General features: G+C 72.0%; 19 protein-coding genes. 6 read left to right on the top strand and 13 right to left on the bottom strand.

Annotated elements, in window-relative coordinates; translation table 11 throughout:
- Positions 1–6: 6 nt before the first annotated feature.
- From H293_RS0122130 to H293_RS0122120, 3 genes are all read right to left on the bottom strand, one after another.
- Positions 7–1,203, bottom strand: a complete 1,197-nt coding sequence (locus H293_RS0122130) for a cytochrome P450 family protein (protein ID WP_020120028.1) — start codon at positions 1,201–1,203, stop codon at positions 7–9.
- Positions 1,204–1,228: 25 nt separating this feature from the next.
- On the bottom strand, positions 1,229–1,444 hold the full coding sequence (locus H293_RS0122125; protein WP_020120027.1) for a hypothetical protein: 216 nt from the start codon (positions 1,442–1,444) through the stop codon (positions 1,229–1,231).
- Between the two features lie 118 nt (positions 1,445–1,562).
- Entirely contained in the window at positions 1,563–2,915 is a 1,353-nt protein-coding gene (locus H293_RS0122120; protein WP_020120026.1) for an amidohydrolase, read from the bottom strand.
- Between the two features lie 136 nt (positions 2,916–3,051).
- Between H293_RS0122120 and H293_RS0122115 the strand changes: the two genes are divergently transcribed.
- A complete protein-coding gene (locus tag H293_RS0122115) occupies positions 3,052–4,032 on the top strand; it encodes an endonuclease/exonuclease/phosphatase family protein (protein ID WP_020120025.1) in 981 nt (326 codons plus the stop codon).
- Between the two features lie 3 nt (positions 4,033–4,035).
- Here H293_RS0122115 and H293_RS0122110 read toward each other — a convergent pair whose 3' ends face one another.
- Positions 4,036–6,030: an FUSC family protein gene (locus H293_RS0122110; RefSeq protein ID WP_028808085.1), complete on the bottom strand. Its 1,995-nt coding sequence runs from the start codon at positions 6,028–6,030 to the stop codon at positions 4,036–4,038.
- A gap of 199 nt (positions 6,031–6,229) precedes the next feature.
- Positions 6,230–6,994, bottom strand: a complete 765-nt coding sequence (locus H293_RS0122105) for a nucleotidyltransferase domain-containing protein (RefSeq protein WP_020120023.1) — start codon at positions 6,992–6,994, stop codon at positions 6,230–6,232.
- 182 nt (positions 6,995–7,176) lie between these two features.
- On the opposite strand from H293_RS0122105, the gene H293_RS0122100 reads away from it, so the two are divergent.
- Both H293_RS0122100 and H293_RS0122095 read left to right on the top strand, forming a co-directional pair.
- Entirely contained in the window at positions 7,177–7,590 is a 414-nt protein-coding gene (locus H293_RS0122100; RefSeq protein WP_020120022.1) for a RidA family protein, read from the top strand.
- Positions 7,587–8,036 (top strand): GNAT family N-acetyltransferase, encoded by a 450-nt coding sequence (locus H293_RS0122095; RefSeq protein WP_020120021.1) that lies wholly within the window; start codon positions 7,587–7,589, stop codon positions 8,034–8,036. Before H293_RS0122100 ends, H293_RS0122095 begins: the two co-directional genes overlap by 4 nt.
- Positions 8,037–8,044: 8 nt before the next feature.
- Here the strand turns inward: H293_RS0122095 and H293_RS0122090 are convergent, their stop codons facing one another.
- Together H293_RS0122090 and H293_RS0122085 are read right to left on the bottom strand one after the other, a co-directional pair.
- Positions 8,045–8,764: an aspartate/glutamate racemase family protein gene (locus tag H293_RS0122090; RefSeq protein WP_020120020.1), complete on the bottom strand. Its 720-nt coding sequence runs from the start codon at positions 8,762–8,764 to the stop codon at positions 8,045–8,047.
- Between the two features lie 2 nt (positions 8,765–8,766).
- The gene (locus H293_RS0122085; protein WP_020120019.1) at positions 8,767–10,239 is read right to left on the bottom strand and encodes an NCS1 family nucleobase:cation symporter-1; all 1,473 of its coding nucleotides are present in this window, start codon (positions 10,237–10,239) and stop codon (positions 8,767–8,769) included.
- A gap of 193 nt (positions 10,240–10,432) precedes the next feature.
- Between H293_RS0122085 and H293_RS0122080 the strand changes: the two genes are divergently transcribed.
- On the top strand, positions 10,433–11,101 hold the full coding sequence (locus tag H293_RS0122080) for a GntR family transcriptional regulator (protein ID WP_020120018.1): 669 nt from the start codon (positions 10,433–10,435) through the stop codon (positions 11,099–11,101).
- On the opposite strand, the gene pip is transcribed toward H293_RS0122080, so the two are convergent.
- Positions 11,098–12,060 carry a prolyl aminopeptidase gene (gene pip / locus H293_RS0122075; RefSeq protein WP_020120017.1) on the bottom strand — a complete coding sequence of 321 codons (963 nt, stop codon included), beginning with the start codon at positions 12,058–12,060 and terminating at the stop codon, positions 11,098–11,100. The genes H293_RS0122080 and pip overlap by 4 nt on opposite strands.
- Before the next feature lie 9 nt (positions 12,061–12,069).
- Positions 12,070–12,801: a uracil-DNA glycosylase gene (locus tag H293_RS0122070; protein ID WP_033415573.1), complete on the bottom strand. Its 732-nt coding sequence runs from the start codon at positions 12,799–12,801 to the stop codon at positions 12,070–12,072.
- 127 nt (positions 12,802–12,928) lie between these two features.
- Here H293_RS0122070 and H293_RS0122065 point away from each other — a divergent pair, with 127 nt between their 5' ends.
- Positions 12,929–13,657 carry a S4 domain-containing protein gene (locus H293_RS0122065; protein ID WP_020120015.1) on the top strand — a complete coding sequence of 243 codons (729 nt, stop codon included), beginning with the start codon at positions 12,929–12,931 and terminating at the stop codon, positions 13,655–13,657.
- A 123-nt stretch (positions 13,658–13,780) separates the two neighbouring features.
- Here H293_RS0122065 and H293_RS0122060 read toward each other — a convergent pair whose 3' ends face one another.
- Together H293_RS0122060 and H293_RS0122055 are read right to left on the bottom strand one after the other, a co-directional pair.
- Complete coding sequence (locus tag H293_RS0122060; protein ID WP_028808083.1) at positions 13,781–14,245, bottom strand: DoxX family protein; 465 nt, start codon at positions 14,243–14,245, stop codon at positions 13,781–13,783.
- A 77-nt stretch (positions 14,246–14,322) separates the two neighbouring features.
- Positions 14,323–15,222, bottom strand: coding sequence for an acyltransferase domain-containing protein (locus H293_RS0122055; protein WP_020120013.1), 900 nt, complete (start codon positions 15,220–15,222; stop codon positions 14,323–14,325).
- Positions 15,223–15,298: 76 nt separating this feature from the next.
- Here H293_RS0122055 and H293_RS0122050 point away from each other — a divergent pair, with 76 nt between their 5' ends.
- Complete coding sequence (locus H293_RS0122050) at positions 15,299–15,565, top strand: DUF6343 family protein (protein WP_199790185.1); 267 nt, start codon at positions 15,299–15,301, stop codon at positions 15,563–15,565.
- A 13-nt stretch (positions 15,566–15,578) separates the two neighbouring features.
- On the opposite strand, the gene H293_RS0122045 is transcribed toward H293_RS0122050, so the two are convergent.
- Entirely contained in the window at positions 15,579–15,959 is a 381-nt protein-coding gene (locus H293_RS0122045) for a tetratricopeptide repeat protein (RefSeq protein WP_007381308.1), read from the bottom strand.
- A gap of 50 nt (positions 15,960–16,009) precedes the next feature.
- Positions 16,010–16,627 (bottom strand): dephospho-CoA kinase, encoded by a 618-nt coding sequence (gene coaE / locus H293_RS0122040; protein WP_020120011.1) that lies wholly within the window; start codon positions 16,625–16,627, stop codon positions 16,010–16,012.
- Between the last annotated feature and the right edge of the window lie 4 nt (positions 16,628–16,631).

Below are 16,631 nucleotides of genomic sequence, written 5' to 3'. Positions count from 1 at the left end.
CGGAACTCATCGGTCGTGCGGGAGATTCCTTCCGTACGACACCCGCAGCGCGAGCAGCCCACGGGCGCGCAGGGAGGCGCGCCATCTCGGGGCGGGGTCGGCGAGGGCGAGGTCCGGGAAGCGTTCCAGCAGCGCGGCCAGGGCGATCTCGGTCTCGGCGCGGGCCAGCGGGGCGCCCAGGCAGTAGTGGATGCCGTGGCCGAGGGAGAGGTGGCCGGAGGCGTCGGGGCGGTCCAGGTCGAGGCGGTCGGGGTCGGGAAAGCGGGCGGGGTCGCGGTTGGCGGCGGACGGGGAGACCCAGACCGTCTCGCCCGCCGGAATCGTGACCCCGCCGAGGGTGACGTCCTCGACGGGGAAGCGGCGGATGGCCAGCAGGGCGGGGCCCTCGTAGCGAAGGAACTCCTCGACAGCCGCCGGCAGCAGAGACGGGTCCTCGCGGAGGGCGGTGAGCTGTTCGGGGTGCTGGAACAGGGCCAGGGCCGCGTTCCCGATCAGCTGCACGGTGTTCTCGTACCCGGCGAAGAGGATGAGGAAGGCCAGTGACATCAGCTCGTCCTCGCTGAGCCGGTCGCCCTCGTCGCGGACGGCGATCAGGTCGGAGAGCAGGTCGTCGGCGGGGTCCCGGCGCTTGTCGGCGAGCAGCCGGGTGAAGTAGCCGAGCATCGCCACGACCGCTTCCTTGGCGGCCCCGGGTCCCGCCGCGGGGTCCGGGGCGACGAGGGTGTCGGTCCATACCCGGAAGTCGAGCCGGTGCTCGTCCGGGATGCCGAGCAGGTCGCAGATGACCGTGATCGGGAGGGGCGCGGCGTAGGAGGCGATGAGGTCGGTCGTGCCGTCGTCGCCGAGCGCGTCGAGGAGCCGGTCGGCGGTGTTCCGGATCGGCCCCCGCAACCGCTCGATCCGACGCGGGGTGAAGGCCCGTCCGACCAGTCGCCGGATCCGGGTGTGGTCGGGCGGATCCATGTTGAGCAGGTTGGCGTCCAGAGCGGGCGGCAGCGAGAACCCCTTGTACGTCCCCGCCGTGGCGTGCCTCTTGTCCAGCGACAGCCGTGGATCGGCGAGAGCCGCCCGCACGTCGTCGTACCGCGTGACGATCCAGGCCGGCGTCCCGTCGGGCCCGGCGATCCGGTGCACCGGCGCGGTGTCGCGCAGGCGCCGGTACACGTCGTAGGGGTGGTCGAGGAGGCCGTCGGCTGGGTCCATGGGCGTCAGCCTAGCGGCGCGGAGATCATGGACTGCCCGACTCGGTGACGCCCTGGGCGAGTTGGCCCACGACGTCCAGGACCCCCTGACCGAAGGCGGTCGGAGCGACCAGGATGCCGAGGACGAGCACGACGGCCACGGTCAGCCACTGGTCGGAGCGGCTTCGGGCCTGCACCCGGCGGCGAATCCGCACGAAGACGATGACAGCGAGCAACACCGCGACGTTGATCGTCAGTTCCACCTGCCGGCCCTCCCCGTCAGACAGGCATGTCCCGGCTTTCATCTGTAGCGTGAAACCACCTCACGCGACGGCCCGATCACCGACGGTTGGCGCCAAAGCGCCTTTCCTCGACTGGATTTCAGACGTCGTACGACTGGATCCGCCGACCGTGACTCCGGTCCAGCAGCGCCGGCATCCGCTCCCCCAACTCCCTTACGACCGCGTCCACATCGAGGGTCAGCAGCTCCCGGTCCCGCATCAGCACACGGCCGTCGACGATCGTCGTGCGGACGTCTGAGGAGCGGGCGCTGTGGACGAGGGTCGCGGCGAGGTCGTGGACGGGCTGGGTGTGCGGGCCGGTGAGGTCGACCAGGACGATGTCGGCGCGGCGGCCGGGCGCGATACTGCCGACGGTGTCCCCGAGTCCGACCGCGCGGGCGCTCTGGAGGCTTGCGTGGTGCAGGGCCTGACGGGATGTCAGCCAGCGCGGGTCGCCGGTGGTGGATTTCTGGATCAGCGCGGTGAGCGCCATCGACTCCCACACGTCGAGGGAGTTGTTGGAGGCGGCCCCGTCCGTGGCGAGTCCCACGGGGATGCCGAGGTCGTGCAGGGCGCGGACGGGCGTGGTGGTGGGCCAGGCGAACTTGAGGTAGCCGCGCGGTGCGGTGGCAACGGCCGTACGACCGGACGCACTTGAGAGGATCGGCAGGTCGCGGTCGAGGATGCCGCTGCCGTGCGCGATCAGGACGTCCGTGTCGAGGATCCCGGTGCGCCGCAGCACCTCGATGGGCGTGACAGCGTGCCGGGCGAGGCTCGCCTCGGCCTGGTCACGGTTCTCGGAGGCGTGGAGATGGACGGGGAGCCCGTGCTCCCGGGCCAGCGAGGCGGTCGCGGCGAGGTCGGTGTCGTCGACCGTGTAGGGCGCGTGCGGGGCGAGGGCGGTGGTGATGCGGCCACCGGCACCGCCGCGATGCCGTAGCGCGAACCCCAGGGAATCCTCCCGCCCTTGGGGACCCTGCGAGGAGAAGTACGCCTGCCCGAGGTGCGCCCGGATCCCGCACTCCCCGACGACCGCGGCGACGGCGTCCATCGAGAAGTAGTGGTCGGCGAAGCAGGTGACCCCGCCCCGGATCATCTCGGCGCAGGCGAGCCAGGCCCCCAACTCCACGTCCTTCTCGGTGAGGTTGGACTCGATCGGCCAGACGACGTCGTTGAACCACTCCTCCGTCGGCAGGTCCTCGGCGATCCCGCGCAGGGCGACCATGGGCGCGTGGGTGTGGCAGTTGACGAGCCCGGGAAGGGCGATCTGCCCCCGCGCGTCGATGCGCTCCACCGCGGGCAGCTCCGCCGCCTGCGCACTGCTCGTCACCGACGCGATGACACCGTCCCGTACGACGATCGCCGCGTCCTCGACGAACCCGACCCGCTCTTGATCGTCGTGTGTGAGGACCGTGCACCGGGTGATGACGAGACCTGCGGGAGAAGGCGTCATACAGGCACCGTACGACGCGGTCGTGCCCTCGCAGTGGGTGGACCGCGCATCCCGTCGCCGCTCTGTCGCGGCGGCGCGGGAGCAGGCACCCTGGCCTCACCACCGCCCGTCGTACGCCTTCCGGAAGGGGTTGGGCATGCTCGTCGGCACCTGGAACCTGGAGAATCTGATGCTGCCGCGCAGCGGCGACGGCGCCCCCAGGACCGAGGCCGAGTACGAGGCGAAAGTGGAGGCCCTCGCCTCCGTGATCACCGCGCTCGACCCGGACCTGCTGGGCGTCCAGGAGGTCAGGCAGGAGGAGACGCTCGCCGACCTGGCCAAGGCCATAGGCGGGCAGTGGCACATCGCACTGTCCCGGCACGCGGACCACAGGGGCATCCGCGTCGGCTTCCTGAGCCGTACTCTCCTGCGGATACGGCGGGACACCCATGCGTTCGCGGACAAGCTGCGCCCCGTGCAGGGTGACGACGGCACCGAGCCGGACCCGCACGACCGGGAGACCAGCCGCGGCTTCCTCGCGGTGGAGACCGACACCGGGGACGGGGTGCTGCACGTGGCGGTCGCCCATCTCAAGTCGAAGCTGCTGTCGTATCCGGGATCCGGCGGCAAGAGCCGCTTCCAGCCGCACGACGAGGCCGAACGGGCCCGGTTCGGCGCCTACGCCCTCTACCGGCGGGCGGCCGAGGCGACGACCCTGCGCGCCCTCGCGGACTTCCTGCTCGAAGGCGCCGGGACCGAACGGGACGTGATCGTCCTCGGCGACATGAACGACGTGGTGAACGCCGCCACCACCCAGATCCTGCTCGGCCCGCCCGGCTCCGAGCTCGACAGGCCGCAGGCGTTCCACAAGTCCGACCTGGGCGATCCGTTCCGGCTGTGGGACATAGCCCCGTGCATACCCGAGAAGCGCCGCTTCTCCCGGGTCAGCTTCGGACGCCCCGAACTGATCGACCACATCCTGGTGAGTCACCGTCTTGCCCGCCGCATCGCGGAGGCGGGAACGGGGTTGCCCGAGCAGCGGGACGACGCGCTCGTTCTGCCGTCGGTGGACCAGGATCCGGTCAAGCGGGTGGGAACACCCGGGTCGGACCACGCCCCGGTGTGGGTGCGGGTGTGACTCCTAACCGGCGAGGTTCACTTCGGGCAGCCGGATCTCCACCCGCCCCTGCCCCTCGTCGAGTCGGCCGAGTTCGTCGAGGAGTTCGGTGAGCCGGTGGACCTGTTCGGGGGTGAGCCGCCCGGAGTCGTCGACGTGGACGGCGCACGCGGTGGTCGTGTCGACGATCCGTTCGAGCACGGCGACGATCTCGTCGGCACCCTCCGAGTGCCGGGCCAGCGCGGGGAGTTCGGCGGCGGCGTGGGCGATGGCGGTACGTGCCTCGGCGAGTGCGCGGTAGGCCTCGCGGCGCAGGGTCCAGCGCAGGGCGCGGGTGTCCTCCGTGGACGTGCCCTCGGTGCGGATGTCCCGTACGGCGGACTCGGCGCCTCGTGGGGCGGGCCGCGGTGCCTCCCGTGGAACCGGCCGCGGTGTCTCCCGTACAAGGGGCCGCTCGGTCTTCCGTAGAAGAGGCCGCTCGGTCTCCCGCAGCACATGCGCGAGGTACTCCTGCGCCGCCCCGCCCGCCGCAGCGAGCCGGGACCGTACTCCCCCGCCCCGCTGCCCCGGCATCGGCAGATGCCCGACGATCAGCACGATGGCGCAGGCGAGCAGGGTCTCGGTGATGCGGCCGACGGAGGCCTGGGGCTCGCCGCCGACCATCACGAGCGCCAGCACGAGGACCGTGACGACCGCGGTCTGCGCGGCGAAGTGCCGGGTGGCCACCGGAATGAGGGCCCCGCTGACGGCGACGAGCGCGATGAGCCCTTCGGGCCGCGGCAGCACGAGGGCGAAACCGGCGAAGACCAGCGCGCCCAGGACGGTCCCGGCGGCCCGGCACAGCACCCGGGAGGCGAGCGGTCCGAGGTCGGGCTTGACGAGGAAGACGGCGGTGGCGGGCAGCCAGTACCAGTGCGCGTGCTCCCCGTACCAGTGGGAGTGGTGCAGGGCCTGGGCCACGCCGGCGCTGGCCCCGAAGCAGAGGGCGACCCGCAGCCCGTACTCCCGCCCGCCGGCCCCGAAAACGGACCGCAGCAGGTCCCGGGCGGTGAGCCGGCGCGTGTGCAGGTTCTCGCCCCGCCCGCGGTCGAACGCCTCGGCGGCCCGCAGCAGGGCGTCGTCGAGCGCCCGCAGCGCGGGCCCGGACCGGTTGGGCGCGGGCAACGGCCCGGTGTGCGTGTTCTCCCGTACGGCGGCGGCGAGCCGCCGGGGCCCGGCGGAGGCCCGTCCGGGCACCGCTTCCTCCGCCCAGGCGAGCGCGGTGGCCGCCTCGGCGAGCGGTAGCGCGGCCGCGTACTGCGCGTGCAGCCGCCGCTCGGCGGCCGAGCCGGCGTACCGCCGCAGCCGGGGCCCGGTGAGCGCGTCCTGTGCGTGATCGAGAGCGGCGGTGAGCGCGACACGGCGGGCGGTGGCGTGCTCGGTGCCCACGGCGTCGAGCAGGTCGGCGACGGCCTCGTACACCGCGGCGACCGCCTCCCGCTCGCCGTCGAACCGGAAGTCCCCGGCGAGGGCGCCGGGCGTGGGCAGCGCGAGCCGCAGCGCGAGCAGCCAGCAGGCCCCGCCGAGAAAGGCGACGGCCCGCAGCCACCCCTCCAAAGGCAGCGGCATGCCCGCTCCGATCGCCGACGCGACGAGCAACTGCGTACCGGCCCCGGAGGCGACGGGCCCGACGGCGCTGACACCGCCGGCGACGAGCCCGACGAAGGTGAGCAGAACGGTGAGAGCCACGGCCCCCATGTACTCCCCCGCGTACGTCCCGACGACCATCCCGACCGCGCCCGCGAGCGCGGGCACCCCGATCCTCTTCACCGAGACCCGCCGGCTCCCGGGCCGGTCGTTGATCCCGGCCAGCATGGCGGCGATGGCGGCGACGACACCGAGGGAGGTGCGGTCGGCGAGCACTCCGGCCAGCAGAAGGGGCCCGGCGGACAGGGCCCCGCGCACCACGGCACTCCAGGGAATCGGCCCCCGCTGAGCACGGAGAGCATGAGCGAGCCAGGGCGGTGGGGCGAGTGACACGGGGCTCCTGTCGTCTGGACGAGGCGGGGGTGTGCCTACGGGCGACGGTGGCCGGGCGGTGGGTTGTGTTCTCCACGGTAGAGCGCGTTCTTGGAGGGTCCGGGACGCTTGTGTTACCCACATGTGACGATGCATGCAAAAGCCACGTTCTTTATGAACGCAACCCGGGAAGGTGGGACGGCGGCGGTCCTACGGCCGCTCAGCCCGCGCTGTCGAACAGCTCCCGCACCTCCGCGGCCGCGCGGACGGCCGACCCGGGTGCGGCCGTCAGGGACTCGACGATCCGGTCGATGTCCCGCAGTCCGGCCCGCTCCAGCAACCGCTTCTCGTTGGTCACCCACTCCCCTCGCGCCGCCAGCACCGAGTGCCCCATCTGCACGGCGGCCGTGGCGAGGCCGCCGGCCGTCTCGGTGAGGCGGCCGACCGGGGCGTGGTTGGCCTCGGTGTAGGCGAGGGTGAGGTGGGCGGTGTCCCGCCAACGGGCGGCGGCGCAAGTGCGGAGCTTCGCCGGGTACGCCGCCGGACGGGGCAGGTCGCCCCTGAGGACCTGGTTGACGGCGAGTTCGGCCACGATCAGGTAGGTGGGGATACCGGCCAGGTGGAAGAGCAGGGGCTCCACCCGGAAGCGTCCTTCCTCCGCCTCGGCCAACTCCCTTTCCACCACGTCGAGATCCCGGTAGTGGACGTCGACCCGCCGCCCGTCGATCGTCAGCCAGGCGCCCCCGTTGAACACCCCGCCGCCCCAGCCGCCGACCTCGGACACCTCGCCCGCCCAGCCGACGGCTCGAAGATCGGCCGGGTCGAAGGCACCCCGGTAGTAGACCGCCAGGTCCCAGTCGCTGTCCGGTCGTGCGGTGCCCTGGGCACGGGAGCCGCCGAGCGCCACGGCGCGGACGGTGGGGAGGGCGGCGAGACGGTCCGCGGTGGCGTCCAGGAAGCCGGCGTCGGGGAGGGTGGGGGGCATGGGCGCAGCGTACGGAGACCGGCGCCGTCCCCTCCACGGAATTACGCGGCCGGCGACTGCCCGGGCACAGCTGACTAGCGGAAATTCAGGTGCGGTCCCGACCTCCGGCCCCCGATGATCGAAAGGTTGTCCGCCCTACGCCGTCCACCGTCCGCCGTCCGCCGTCCGCCACAGGAGTCCACGTGATCCAGCGCGTCACCGCCCCGGCCCTCTTCCCGCCGCCGACCTACTCCCACGCCTCCGTCGTCGAGGCCGGCACCAGGCTCGCGTTGCTCGCCGGGTCCGTTCCGCTGGACGCCGAGGGGAACCTCGTGGGTGAGGGGGACCCCGCGCGGCAGGCCGAGCAGGTGATCGCGAACCTGCGGGAGCAACTGCACGCGGTCGGCAGCGACTTGGAGCACGTGCTGGCGACCGATGTGCATGTCGTGAGCAGCGAGCCCGCGGTGCTGTCCGCCGTGTGGGAGGTCGTCGAGGCGTCCGAACTGAGCGCCGGTCCGCACTCGTCGACGCTGATCGGGGTCGCCTGCCTCGGCTACACGGGCCAGCTGGTGGAGATCACGGCCACGGCCGTCGTACCGGAGAGGGCCTCACGGTGAGCGCGGTCGTCATCCGAAGGGCCACGGCCTGCGACGCCTCCGCCACGGCCGACGTCTATCTGCGCTCCTTCACCGCCGCGTTGCCGACGGTCGTACGGCCCCGGTCCGACGACGAGGTGCGCGCCTACATCCGGGACGTGGTGGTGCCCTCGCGGCAGACGTGGGTGGCTGTCGCGGAGGAACAGGTCGTGGGCCTCATGGTCCTCGCCGGTGATCTGCTGTCCCAGCTGTATCTCGACCCCGACTGGCGGGGGCGCGGCATCGGCGACCGGTTCGTCGCGCTCGCCAAGGAACGCAGCCCGCAGGGTGTGAGCCTGTGGACCTTCCAGGTCAACAGGCCGGCCCACCGCTTCTACGAACGCCACGGCTTCGTCGAGGCCGAACGCACCGACGGCAGCGGCAACGAGGAGCGGGAGCCGGACGTGCGGTACGTCTGGCGGCCCTGAGCACCCGGTCAGTCCGACCGCGGTCCCCACACCCGCCTCTTCGGCACCGGCTTCGCATAGCCGCCCGCCCGGCTGGTGCTCAGCCCCAGCCCCACCAGCGACTCCGCCAGCTTCACCGCGGCGCCCACCCCGTCGACCACCGGGAGCCCGAGCTTCTCCCCCACCGTGCGCTGAAGTCCGGTCATCCCGGCGCACCCCAGCACCAGCACCTCGGCGCCGGCCTCGCGTACCCGCTCGGCCGCCGCGAGGAAGGCGGCCTCTGTGCGGTCGGCGTCCCCCAGGTCGAGAACGCCCAGTCCGGTCCCGACGACGGCGGCACAGTTGCGCCCCACCCCCGCCAGCTCCAGGCTGTCCTCGATCTGCCCGCAGGACCGCTCCAGCGTGGTCACCACGCCGTAGCGCCGGCCGAGCAGACAGGCCAGATGGGCGGCGGCCTCGGTGATGTCGACGACCGGTACGTCCACCAGCTCCCGGACGCCCTCCCGTCCGTGCTCGCCGAAGCCGGCCATGACGACGGCGTCGTAGGAAGGACCCTCGTACGTGCGCAGCAGGTCGATGACCGCCGCCGCGGAGAGGTAGCTGTCGAGCCAGCCCTCCGCGGACTCGGTACCCCAGGCGGGGGTGAGCCCGAGCACGGTGGTGCCCGGGCCTGCCGCGGCCCGGGCACCTCGTACGATCTCCTCGGTCATCTCCTGCGTGGTGTTGCAGTTGGTGACGACGATCCGCACGTCTATCGGACCTCCACAGCCTCGGGGATCTCGGGAGCGGCTCGCTCGCTCCGGCACAGCAGGGCGTACAGGCCGGCCGCGAGCGCCGTGCCGATGAACCAGGAGTACGGGGCCACGTCGCTGAACGTCTTCACCAGGGCGAGGACCCCGGCGACGGCGGCCGCGGGCAGGAACGCCCACAGTGCCTTCGGGTTGACGCCCTTGCGGTAGTAGTAGCGGGAGCCTGGCTCGGCCTTGAACAGTTCGTCGACGTTCACGCGGCCCTTCTTGACCCAGTAGTAGTCGAGCATGATCACGCCGAACAGCGGGCCGAGGAAGGCGCCGAGGCCGCCGAGGAAGTAGTTGACGACCGTGGGGTTGGAGAAGAGGTTCCACGGGGTCACGAGCAGCGCGGCGACCGTGCTGATCATGCCGCCGACCCTGAAGGTGATCTTCTGCGGCCAGACGTTGGCGAGGTCGTACGCCGGTGAGACGAAGTTCGCGACGATATTGACACCCATGGTGGCGACGGCGAAGGTGAGCGCGCCCAGAACCATCACCCAGGTGTTGCCGACCTTGGCGACCAGTTCGGCCGGGTCGGTGATGGCCTGGCCCCAGACCTCCAGCGAGCCCGCGGTGACGATCACGGAGACGACCACGAAGGCCGTGGAGTTGATGGGCAGGCCCCAGAAGTTGCCGCGGCGGACGGTCTTGTAGTCCGGCGCGAAGCGGGAGAAGTCACAGAAGTTGAGCATCAGGGTGCCGTAGGTGGCGAGGATCAGGCCGATCGCGCCGAACCACTGCCGCCACTGCTCGCCGACCGAGACCGGGTGCGGGGTGCTGGTGAGCGAGATGCTCCAGCCGGCCTTGGCCAGTACCCAGACCGCCAGCGCGATCATGACGAGCCAGATCGCCGGTCCGCAGAAGTCCTGGAACTTCCTGACCGACTCCATGCCCTGGCTGATGATCAGTGCCTGGATCAGCCACAGCGACAGGAAGGAGACCCAGCCGAGCGCGTCGAGGCCGAGGAAGGAGCTGTGCGTCCAGGACTCCAGGCCGGGCCAGGCGGCCAGCAGCATCACGTTGACCGCGACGGAGGCGAGGTAGGTCTGGATGCCGTACCACATGATGGCGATCACGGCGCGGATCAGGGCGGGGATGTTGGCGCCCCACACACCGAAGCTGATCCGGCTGACCACGGGGAACGGCACGCCGTGGCGCTGGCCGATCTTCCCCATCCAGTTCATGCCGACGTAGATGAGCACGAAGCCGACGAGCAGGGACGTGAAGACCTGCCACACGTTCATGCCGAGGACCAGCAGACCGGCCGCGAAGGTGTAGTTGCCGAGGTTGTGGACGTCCGACATCCACATGGCGAAGAGGTCGAAGACCTTCCAGTTCCGCTTGCCCGCGGGCGCGAGGTCTTCGTTGGTGAGCCGGGGATCGGGGACGAACGCTGGTGTGCCGGTGACTTCGGCACGGTCGGCGAGGGACACAGGGCCTCCAAGGACGGGGACAGGAGGGTGGCGGCCGCCTGGCATCCGGTTTTGGTATACCAAACTGCCGTCATGGTCCCGCCGTCAAGAGTCCCGTCCGATGTCGCGTTTGTTAAGGCTCCGTAAAACAGCCCAGGCTCCGTGAAACAGCTCCGGCGTCCACGAAGGCTCAGGCGTCGGAGAAGATGGCCCCATGAGCTCCACGACGAACACCGAGCCCCTCGGCGCCGTCCGCGAACGCGTCCTGGCCACCCTGCGGCAGGAGATCATCGCGGGCGGACTGCGGCCGGGCGACCGACTGGTCGAGCGGGAGCTCGCCGAGCGCTTCGGGGTCTCCCGAGTGCCGGTCCGCGAGGCGATCCGCGCGCTGGTCGCCGAGGGCTTCGTGCACTTCGAGACGCCCCGCCGCACGGTCGTACGGCGGCTGACCCCGAACGACGTCAAGGAACTCTTCGAACTCCGCGAGGCGTTGGAGGTGTACGCGGCCGGCCTCGCCGCGGCCCGGGCGACCCCGGAGGATCTCGCCGAGGTGGAGCGGCTCCTCGACCTCGCGGCGACCGCGACCGAGGCGGGCGACGCGGAGACCATCACGGACGTCAACAGCCGTCTGCACGACAGCATCGTGGCGATGGCCCGCAACAGTCTGCTGGTCGAGGCCCTGGAACCGGTTGCGGGACGGCTGCGCTGGATGACCCGGCGCAACGAGGAGTGGCCCCAACTCCTCGTCGAACACCGCGACTTGTACGAGGCGATCGCCTCGGGCGACCCGGACCGGGCTCGCGCGCACGCCCTCGCGCACGTGCGGACCAACTACGAGTCGACGGTACGGCAGTTGTTCGGGGAGACGGGCGAGATGGTCTAACGGGTCCGGCCGCGCGCGTACTGGTCCGTCGCCCGCACCATCGCCTCGACCGATCCGGGGGCCCCAGGGCTGTGCCCGGCCTCGTCGATCACCGTCAACTCGCTGCCGGGCCAGGCGTGATGGAGCCGCCAGACGGTGCCGAGGAGGTTGCCGAAGTCGAGGCTGCCCTGGACGAGGGTGCCGGGGATGTCCTTCAACCGGGGCACGTCACGCAGGACGACGCCGTCCTCGTCGAGGAAGTGACCGTTGCCCCAGTAGTGGGTGACGGTACGGGCGAAGCCCAGGCGGAACACCGGGTCCTCGAAACGCTCGACCGACCCGGGCGGGGCGGGAATGGTCGCCGTCTCCCAGTCCGTCCAGGCCCGCGCCGCCCGCTCACGGACCTCCACGTCGGGCGACTCCAGCAACCGGTTGTACGCGGCGGCGAGGTTCCCGTCCCGCTCGGCGACCGGCAACTCGCCGACGAACCGTTCGAAGGCCGCGGGGAAAATCTTCCCCAACCCCCTGGTGAGCAGAGCGACTTCGGCGTCGGACCCGGTCGCGACCCCCGTCAGCACGATCTCCGTCACGGCCTCCGGATGCGTCTGCGCGTACCGCAGCCCCAGCACCGACCCGAACGACACACCCCACACCAGCCACCGCTCGATCCCCAGGTGCCGCCGCAGCAGCTCCAGGTCCGCGAGGAGATGCGGGGTCGTGTTGACGCTCATGTCGGTGTCGTACGCGCTCGCGTGGGGCGTCGACCTCCCGGCGCCCCGCTGGTCGAGGAGCACGATCCGGTACGCGGCGGGGTCGAACAGCCGCCGCGCCCACGGCGAGCACCCTGACCCCGGCCCGCCGTGCAGCACCACCGCCGGCTTGCCGTCCGGGTTCCCGCAGGTCTCCCAGTACACGAGGTTGCCGTCACCGACGTCGAGCATGCCCTGGTCGTACGGTTCGATCTCCGGGTAGAGAGGCATCCGGCGACCCTAACCGTCGTACGACGGCCTCGTCGTCCCGTTTTCGCCGGTACGGCCCCGCAGACCCGCCGCTTCGGCCGCCGTGCGCAGTACGTCCCGCAGCATCTCGGGCGTGAGCTTGCCGGTGAAGGTGTTGCGCTGGCTGACGTGGAAGCAGCCGAAGAGTTCGAGGCCGTCGAGCGGGACGCGCGCCCCGTGTCCGAAGGCGGGTCGCGGCCGGGGCACGCTCCAGCCGGCCGCCGTGAACGCGGGCAGCGCGGCCTGCCAGCCGAAGGCGCCGAGCACGACCACGGTACGGAGTGTGGGTCGCAGCAGGTTCAGCTCCTGGACCAGCCAGGGCCGGCAGGTGTCGCGCTCGCCGGGGGTGGGTTTGTTGGCGGGCGGGGCGCAGTGCACGGGCGAGGTGATCCGCACGCCGTGCAGCTCCAGTCCGTCGTCCGCGGTCAGGGCGGTCGGCTGCGAGGCGAGCCCGATGTCGTACAGCGCCTGGTACAGCACGTCCCCGGAACGGTCGCCGGTGAACATCCGTCCGGTACGGTTCCCGCCGTGCGCGGCCGGAGCGAGCCCGACGATCAGCATCCGGGCGTCCGCAGGACCGAAGCCGGGCACCGGCCGCCCCCAGTACGTCCAGTCGGCGAACGCGGCCCGCTTGGTCCGGGCCACCTCCTCCCGCCAGTCGACCAGCCGTGGGCAGGCACGGCAGCCCGAGATCCGGCGGTCGAGATCAGCGAGGGCGTCCACGCGTCCACGGTACGGGCAGGCCGCCGGGGTGGTGGGCCGGGGCGGCGGCGGCCGGACCGCGTTGCCGATCACCCCCGCCCGGGAAACCCAGCCGGGGTGCGCGGTCCCGGGTACTAAGGTCGGAGCCATGGCTGTGGAACCTACGGACGACAACGAGACCGGTGGGGCGGGCCGGGCCGCGACGACGGCCGACGCTCCCGGCGCGAAGGCCGCCGACATGGGCCCCACGGCTCCCGGTGCCGTGGCCTCCCAGGAGCCGGACCCGAAGATCGCCGCCGCCGTCGCCGCCGCGGAGGCCGCCGGGCCGCAGAGCGGCGAGACCGTGCGGATCGACAGCTGGATCTGGTCCGTACGCCTGGTCAAGACCCGTTCCGCGGGAGCCACCGCGTGCCGGGGCGGGCATGTTCATGTGAACGGCGAGCGGGTGAAGCCCGCGCACTCCCTGCGCGTCGGCGACGAGGTGCGCGTCCGTCAGGAGGGCCGGGAGCGGATCGTCGTCGTCAGGCGTCTGATCCGCAAGCGGGTCGGCGCCCCCGTGGCCGTCCAGTGCTACATCGACAACTCTCCCCCGCCCCCGCCGCGCACGGCCGTCGCCCCCGCCGGTATCCGCGACCGCGGCGCCGGCCGCCCCACCAAGCGCGACCGCCGCGAACTGGAACGCCTGCGCGGCCTCACGGAAGGCAACCGCCGGGGCCGCTTCGCCGGACCGAGCGGCCCGGGCGGAGCCGACACCAGCCCGGACGGGCCCGACGCCCCGGAGGGCTCGGGCGGCTCGGGCGCCAAGGCACGCCGTTCTGAGCGGACCCGCCGCTCGGACCAGGCCGGGAACGCGGACAGAAGTGGACGCTCGCGCTGAGCGAACGCCCGAGCGACAGCGGGCACCCGGCACCCGGCACCCGGCACCGAACCGAAAACACCCACGGTCAGCGCGGCGAGGCCGCGCTGACCGTGGGCCGTTCTCCTCATGCCCGTCGTCGCATCATGCCCGTCGTCGCACCAGCCGCAGCAGGTCCGCATTGTGCCGCCGCCGGGCCCAGGCGATCAGGGCGAGCGGGACGATCAGGATGAGCGGAGTCGCCGCGTTCTCCCCGTCGAAGTAGGTGAGCTGCACGACGAACGCGCCGACCATCAGCCCGCTCAGCGCCACGGCCGCCACCGACTGCAGCACCGGGATCAACAGGGCGATCCCACCGGCCAGTTCGAGGACGCCGATGGTGTACATCCCCGCGCTGCCCCAGCCCATCTTGTCGAAGCCCTCGGCGGCCGAGGGGTGCGCGATCAGCTTGGGGAGCGCGCTGGCGATCACGTAGAAGAGGGCGAGCACGACCTGCAGGGTGCGCAGGGCGATCCGGGCCCGGCGGCCGCGGGGGGTCGTGGACTCGGCGATGACAGGGGCGGCGGCGGAAGCGGCGGCGTGGGTGACGGGGACGGTGGTCTCGGACATCGGGGTCTCCTGTGGGAAGCGGTCCGTGGTGCTGTCGGAGAGGTAGACCCCCACCCCGCCCCGAACTCATCGCCGTCCTACAGGGGAAACCAGCCGTGCCCGATGTACCAGTGCCCGCCGGCCCGCAGGTGATCGCCCACGGCCCGCTCCAGCGCCGTCCGCCGGGGCAGGCTCTCCACCGACAACTCCGGGTCCCCGAACACGAACTGCACCGGCTCGGTGTCCTCCGGCTCCGGGTCCTCGGGGGCGATCCGGAAACGCTCCTGGAACCGGATGATGTTGGAGTCCGCGGGCAGGTACTCCTTCAACTGCGGGTCCAGCAGCCAGGAATGACACAGCGCGGCACGATGCGGCTCCTCCGCGAAGTGCCGGGCGAAGAACTCGGCGGCCAGGGCCAGCGAGCGGTCACAGGCCTCGGGTGACAGCGGGCCGAGGAAGTCGGGAATGTGCAGGCTCAGACAGGGCGTGCCGGGCGCGAGGTCCAGTCCGGCCGCCGCGAGCGTCCGGCTGTTCCACGGCCCGTACCGCGTCCGCTCGAACTGGAGTCTCCCCAGCTGGTACAGCTCGCCCCGCGAGTGCCGGGTCAGCCAGCGCGGTGACGCCACGCCCGCCCTGCCGTACCGCCTGCGGTGCACGGCCATGTTCCGCCCGAGGTCGGCGAGGGTGCGCCGGGACACCTCGGCCGGGATGCCGCGCTCGCGGTGGTACGCGCGCGTGTGGGGCAGCGCCGCCACGAACACGTAGGCGGGGAAGCAGCGTTGGAGGGCGCCGGCGGGCCAGTCGAGCTCGGGAAGGACGACCGGTTCGTCGGCCTTGCCCATGTCCCGGACGAGTTCGTCGACGGAGTGTTCCAGGAACCGCCGCAGCTCCGGGTCGTCCATGACCCGTCGGCCCATCCGCACAAGCTCGTTGACGTCCTCATGCGGTACGGCGAGTTCCACCAGCACCTCGGCCAGTTCGTCGGCATCCGGAAGCACGCGGCGACCCCCTCATCGGCCCTTTGGTCAACGTTCGTTCCGAAGAGTACGTTGCAGGAGAGGGGTGGTGATCCCGATGCGTACAGGCAGTGAGCCCACGACAGCGCGCAGTGCACTGCGGGCCCGGTTCTGGCTGAGCGTGTGGGGGCTGGTCTGGGCGGTCTTCGGCACGGCCGCGTTCGCGCTGGCGGGCCGCCCCGGGTGGGCGATCGCCTGCGGGGTGCTGTGGCTGGTGATCACCGTCGACATGACGATGATCCTCCGGCACATCCGTCAGGGCCCGCACTACCAGCCGGGCCCCGACATCCCGCCGTACCGGCCGCCGGAGAGCCGCCCCAGGTAGCGGGCCGGCCCGCTCAGGAGTCGAACCGGGCCGCCTTCAGGAACTCCGGGTTGGGATCCAGCGCGGCCGCCAGCCGGAAGTGCCGCCTGGCCTGGTCGGACCGTCCCTGCCGCTCGTAGGTGCGGGCGAGCGCGAAGTGCGCGAAGGCGTTGTCCGGCTCGCGCTCCAGGACGATGGTGAACTCCAGCTCGGCGGGCCGCAGTTGCGCTGCGGCGAAGAACGCCCGCGCACGCAGCAGCCGGGCCGCGGTGTTCTCCGGGTGGGCGGCGATGACGGAGTCGAGCAGCTTCACCGCGCCCCGCGGGTCCCGCGCGGAGAGCAACTGCTCGGCTGCGCGGTAGTCGATGACATGCGTCTCCGGAGTACGTCCGGTCGATCCGCTGATCTCGGGCACGGCTCAGTCCTTCCCTCACTGGAAGGGTTCAACGCCCGGGCCGGGGGACGCTATTCCTGGGACGCCCGGGACGCGCGCGCCCGCCGCAGGAGATCGCCCCATACGTCCCGCACGCGGTGGCGCAGTTCATCCAGGGGTACGTCGTTGTCTATCACGATGTCCGCGATCTCCAGGCGCTTCTCGCGCGTCGCCTGGGCGGCCATACGGGCGCGTGCGTCCTGCTCGGTCATGCCGCGCAGCCCGACGAGCCGGCGGAGCTGGGTCTCGGGGCTCGCGTCGACGACGATCACCAGGTCGTAGAGCGGGGCGAGGCCGTTCTCCGTGAGGAGCGGGACGTCGTGGACGACGACGGCGTCCTCGGCGGCGGCCGCTTCGAGCTCACGGGAGCGGGCGCCCACCAGGGGATGCACGATCGAGTTCAGTACGGCGAGCCGCTCCGGGTCGGCGAAGACGACGGAGCCCAGCTTGGGGCGGTCGAGGCTGCCGTCCTCGGCGAGCACGTCCGCGCCGAAGGCGTCCACGACCGCGGCCAGTCCGGGCGTACCGGGCGCGACCACCTCGCGCGCGACGCGGTCCGCGTCGATCAGGACGGCGCCGTGCTCCACGAGGAGCTTCGACACCTCGCTCTTGCCGGCGCCGATACCGCCGGTCAGGCCCACGTTCAGCATGACC

Source organism: Streptomyces canus 299MFChir4.1, assembly GCF_000383615.1.
In the GTDB taxonomy this organism is placed as follows: Bacteria; Actinomycetota; Actinomycetes; order Streptomycetales; family Streptomycetaceae; genus Streptomyces; species Streptomyces canus_C.
Note: the sequence above shows the minus strand (reverse complement) of the source record. Positions and strands in the feature narration are given on the sequence as shown.